Source organism: Chryseobacterium takakiae, from assembly GCF_900129385.1.
Lineage (GTDB): Bacteria > Bacteroidota > Bacteroidia > Flavobacteriales > Weeksellaceae > Chryseobacterium > Chryseobacterium takakiae.
On sequence record NZ_FQVO01000032.1, the window covers coordinates 1 to 5565 of the forward strand.

The following is a 5565-nucleotide window of genomic DNA, read 5'->3' on the forward strand; positions in this document are numbered from 1 at the left end:
ACATAGCCATACCTTTTCAGGGATTCGTTGGCGCTTACACCTGTTTTCCAGTCTACTTCGGCAATGTTGCCGTTGTATCTTGGAAGGACCTGTAAGGAGGGGTCTAAAGTATCAGGAGTTTGTAATCCTTCCACTTCATTGTACTTGATTTTATACCCGAAAAGATCACTTCCCAGGTTATTAGGGTCGTTAATCTGTGTCATCCATCCACGGATGTTGTATTGGTAATCAACCGTCTGAAGCCCGCTTCCTAAAGCTGTTCCGCCCACTTTTTTGGCTTGCAGTTGTGACAATTCGTTGTAGGTGTTCTGCGCTAAATATTCCACCGGATTATTGTCCACCTGGTGGGTATGGGTTTTCAATCTGTTCTGGGAATCATAGGTAAAGTTTTCGGTAATCACTTTATCGGTATCGGTATTCAGTCTCTTGTGACGGGTGATGCTTTGCTGAATCACGCCTGCAAAATCCAGCTTGGATTCCACCTGGGTACGCCCACCTAAATGATTGATCGAATAACTTCCGATGGCCCTGCCTTTTTTATTGTAGTAGGTGTAGTTTTTCGTCCAGTTATTATCCTCAATGTTTTTTACCAGGCTCATCACCGGAAGGCTTTTGGTACTTAATCCTTCGGCAGTATTTGTTTCGGTAAGGGTGGGTTCTCCCAAAATGCTGGTGGGGAAAGAAGGGTTAAAGCTGTAAGAAGGATAGGTGTCATAGTAATTGACACTCAGAATGGTCATGCTTCCTGTAGGAAACGCTTCTTTAGTATAATAAACATCCATCCCGTTCTGGGTGATGACAGGAGTAATGCTTCTTTTTTCATTGTTTCCTGCATTGGCTGCCATATTATTAATAGCCGACTGCATGGTAGTTCTTGTGGCGGTATTGGAAAAAAAACCTGTATAAGCCACTCTTCCGAACTGGTCATATTTCGTGAAAAGCCATCCTTTTGAATTAAAGGTATTGGTTGTTATCCTCAAATTAGCGTCCTGAGTAAGGACGAGCCTGTCCTGTTTATCATACACCATATATTCCCAGCCTTTGCCCGGAAGCTTCTTTTCCACCAACCGGTTCCTGCCGTCGTAACGGTACTGGTAGCAAAGGTTGTCCAGATCAGAAGCTGAAAGGGTCTGAGTATTGGAAGCTAATGGCGGGATTACATACGCCAGTTGATTGTATTCGTTGTAGACATAATACGTATCCACTTTTTCCGTGGTGCTGAGCATCTTTCTTACCAACAAAACCTGGCCTTCCCCGTTTTTGAATTCAATGGTCTGGTTTCCGTCTTCGTCGGTTACGGTGTTTTTGTAGAGCTGTGCGGCCAGATAATTTGTACTCTGGCTCATTTGCGAGCTGGTAGCCCCATTAACCCAGGTGGTTACCGTGGTGTATTTTTTAACGGCATCTTCAGCCGTATTGGCATCATAATCGAACTGAACGGGCTTATCATTCCACGCATTGCCCACCTGTTTCTGCTGTAAAATCCTGTCTAAGGGAGAGTTTTCCAGAATCTTTTCTGAAAAGATCTTCTCTGAACCATAAAGCATTGGCTGGGTAGCATTGCTCAAAGGAGAGGTGTAAATTCCTCCGTTCTGTGTTCCCTGCTGGGGAACCGGAAGGTAATCTTTCACCTGTCTTCCGAAACCGTCGTATTCAATATGGGTTACCACATCTTTCCCCGTTGGGGAAGCTTTGATATTCACCACCTGCTTGGGTCTTCCCAACCCGTCAAAATACTGTACAGATTCTGAAGTTTTGGTAGCGGTGGTTCCGTTATAATCTAAATAGGTTTTTGTATAAACGTAGTTTTCCGTGTTAGTGAGCTGTGCCTGGGATAAACCGGATATCAGCAAAGCACCGACCGGGATTAATATTTTTTTCATCGGTTGTTATTTTTGATATTGGAAAGAGTTAATTGAAATAGAAGAACCGTTAAAATCGGTTCCATTTACCGTAGCAAATACATATCCATTTGATTTGATCAAGAATGACCAATATCTGTCAACTCCATTACTTGTTTCATGATAAGAATAATTTCGATCAGAGGAAGGTGCTAAACTATTAGGGATGTAAGCAATGTAACTACCTTCCTGTTTACTATAATTTGGAAGAACTGTAAACACTAAATAACCCGATACTGTGTTACCATTCAAATTTAGACTTGAAGTATGTACTTGAATGGTTGACAATGATGTAAAGCCATAACTGGAAGGTGAAATACAAGCTCCATATAAGTTGGCATAAGTTTGACCATTTTGACTTGCATCATTATAGACTTTACCATTTAAGTCAGATGCACTTATTAACGATTTATATTTTCCAGCAGGGATGGTATAATAGTACACATCACCTATTTGACCATTAGTACAATTATTTTTTAAATATGGAAATTTACGTTTTTCATTTGTAATTTCTTCCAATAAAAAATGATAATTCCCAGAACTATTTGTCGTGTAGTTATAATTGTATTCTTTTAATATTTTCCCATTCTGATCTGTTATTTTTGTCAGTCTGTGAAGATTATCGTACTGATAATATTCAACTATTCCACTAGGAGAAGTAATAGTTTTAAGATTATCATATGAATCATAAGTATAAGAAGTTATAAGAGCATTTGTCAGATCTTTTCTCATTTGAGAAACATAGCCTCTTAGTTCAATATCTTTTGTATTGGCATATGAAACTGGATCAGCCGAATTATTTGCAGCGTCCTGACTTGTTGCTAAATATGGTTTTTGGATGTTATTAAGGTAAGGAGACAAATTACTATATTGTAAACCTTCAACTTTGGCCAAAGGTATGCTTCCTTTACTATCCATAATAATAGAAACATAATTTCCATTTTCTTTTTGATATTCAATTACATTTCCGTAAGCATCATATTGGGTAAATTTTAATTTATTTGATTGAGCTACATTATTAAAATAGGTTTTTTTTACTTCATCTACAACCCATGAATTGGGATTACTATTTAATGGCTTGTAAGTAATTTCATCCTGTGAAATAAGTAGGTTATTCTTGGAGTTTTTTATTTTCTTAGGTAAAGCGAAAACTTCATCGAAACAGTTTCCTGAAATACAGTTGAAGTGATATTCAGTTTCTGTTTTTGAGGTTGTACCGTCAGGAGAAAGTTTTGAAGTAAAATTAAACCTCTGTGATCCGTTATATATTGGTGAACCTGAATTTTGATACGGATAATCGGTTTTATTATATGTTATTTCAGTTTTTAATTCTTTTCCGTTAAAGTATTCTCTTTTAATTTCTTTCTCAAGAAAAATATCACCATAATAGATTTTTGTTAATTCAGATGGAAATTCTGCGAATTTGAAAGACCTTACATATCTGTCTTCAAGGTTATTAAAGTTATATACATATGAAGTGTAATCTAATAATTCATTATTAGAATTATATAATTTTTTTTCGATAAGCTTACCTCGTAAAAAACTCCTGTCTATGTATTTTGTACTATAGTTCGGAGTTGCTCCTTGTGGCAATCTAACTATATAGGGTTTGTCATTATATAATGGAGAAGTATCGTAGTTGCTAAATAAATATTCTGTTTTTTGAGTGCCATTTTCATCTTCTCTTTCTTCTAATACTCTACTATAATTAATTGGTGCTCCATAGTAAGTAAATTTAACTCCATTTATAGAATTATATAGATCAGCAAAATAAGGCAAACCAGTCGCTCCGGAAGCAAAATTAACATCAACTGCAAGTACTCCGCTGCTATTATAATTATCATTCATTAAATATTTATAATTTATAGTCTCACGTTTTGACGATGAAGTGTCAGGAAAATTAACAATTTTTTTAATTCTTAAGCCGCCAGTTTTTCGATTAGAAGTATTTTGAATATAAAATTCGCTTCCTCCTAATTGTAAATATTTAGAAAAATTATTTTGTTCGAAATTAAAATAAGTAAATCCTCCGGTCGGATATATTATTTTAAATAATGATCCTTTTTTTGCAAGTTCATCATTATTAGTATTCCCGCAATCAATATAACAATGTGCTTGAGGTTCAAGATAAGAAGAATACGAGTCAAATATATTAGTGCCTAACCACAAATATTTTGGTAAAGAACCATCAAACATATACTTTGTGTCATTACCATTATTATATTCAAATTTATAATCATATTCATTTATTTGGCCATAAGAATTATTACTAAATTTTACTTTAGTAAGAAACAGACGCTCTGTAGGTTGATCAATATATTCAAAGCTTATTTCCTTACTTTTTATAAAATTTGTTTTAATAACGATTTTGTTTAACTTATTCCAAACTAGCAATTTTGAAGCTTCAGACCAATTTGAATATACATTTGGATTTAATTGACTAGTACTATTTTGGTTAAAATTAGTATACAAGTGATACAATTTTTGTGGCCAATTAGAATCAACGGGTGTTGTATTCTCATTGGTAGGTAGCATTTGATATTTATAGCTCAAATTTGGATCATTTGCATAAGAAAGATCATTTCTATCTAAGTATTCAAATGAAATTTCTTCATCCTTGGTATTTATCTTTGATAAATAGACTGGCGAAATTAATGTTCCTGATAATAGTTGATATATATAATTCTGTATATTGACATTATTATAAAAATTTGCAATTGGTTTGCCTCTATTATATGTACATGTAAATAATATATTCCCTAATTTATCTTTCATTTCATTAAGATACCAAGCAGTAGATACTATTTTTCTCTGTTGATAAAAATTTGCAGTATTGAACTCAATTGAATTATTTTCAGCACCAAATGTATATTGATTTCCTGCATCATCAATAATTTGTATTTTACCTATTGAAATAGGATTGTGAGGGTTCATTGTTGCTCCATTAATTGGTGGATTATAATTAAAAGGTTTAAAGAAGTCAGCTTCTTTTATAATAATTTGCAAATTACTATCCGATTGTACCTTCCAAATACCATCCTGTCCCAAGAAAAATTTTCCTGTTTTTCCTAAAAAATTAAATGTAAAAGTATCAGGCTGCAAATCATTAGACGTAGCTGGCGATCTTGTAGCATCGAAGTTTTGTAATCCTATTTGAGTTTCTATATTAGGATAATTCAACTCTGAAGGATAGTAAAAATGATTTCCTATTACAGTTCCATTACTCAGTTTTACACCACTTTCGTCAGGATAACCATTAACCTGTCTCGTTATTACCCCCGGTGATTGTAAAGACCAATTGATTCCTGTTGACCCAGAAGGTTGGCTGATTTTTATTCCCGAAGTATCATAATTTAAACTAAGATCTATACTTCCATTCTGAAATTTCACCTGATGTAAAGGAACATTAACATCTACCGTTCCATTAGCTAAACTCACATTGTATTTACCGTATCTCTCAAAACTTGCAGAATTAGGAGATTTAACATCCTGTGGTTCTACTTGAGCATTAATAATTTTAAAAATTAGTATACATATTATACTAGTCATTCTTTTTCTCATCATGTTATTTCTTAATCAATTTAGCACTCGCTGTTTTGTTATCATTTGTTTTCACACTCACCAGATACGCTCCCTGAACAAGATTCTGCGTATTGATCTTCGT

General features: G+C 34.4%; 3 protein-coding genes. All 3 read right to left on the bottom strand.

Going from position 1 to position 5565, the window contains the following annotated elements; translation table 11 throughout:
* The coding region (locus BUA76_RS18890) for a DUF6443 domain-containing protein (RefSeq protein ID WP_228408513.1) at positions 1 to 1883 on the bottom strand (1883 nt) is incomplete at its 3' end.
* 6 nt (positions 1884 to 1889) lie between these two features.
* Entirely contained in the window at positions 1890 to 5465 is a 3576-nt protein-coding gene (locus tag BUA76_RS18895; RefSeq protein WP_072886352.1) for a DUF5977 domain-containing protein, read from the bottom strand.
* 1 nt (position 5466) lies between these two features.
* Positions 5467 to 5559: a hypothetical protein gene (locus BUA76_RS19140; RefSeq protein WP_228408514.1), complete on the bottom strand. Its 93-nt coding sequence runs from the start codon at positions 5557 to 5559 to the stop codon at positions 5467 to 5469.
* Positions 5560 to 5565 lie beyond the last annotated feature (6 nt).

Excerpts from the sequence above, each read along its gene's own strand:
- BUA76_RS18895 (WP_072886352.1), bottom strand. The coding sequence starts at position 5,465 with ATGATGAGAAAAAGAATGACTAGTATAATATGTATACTAATTTTTAAA.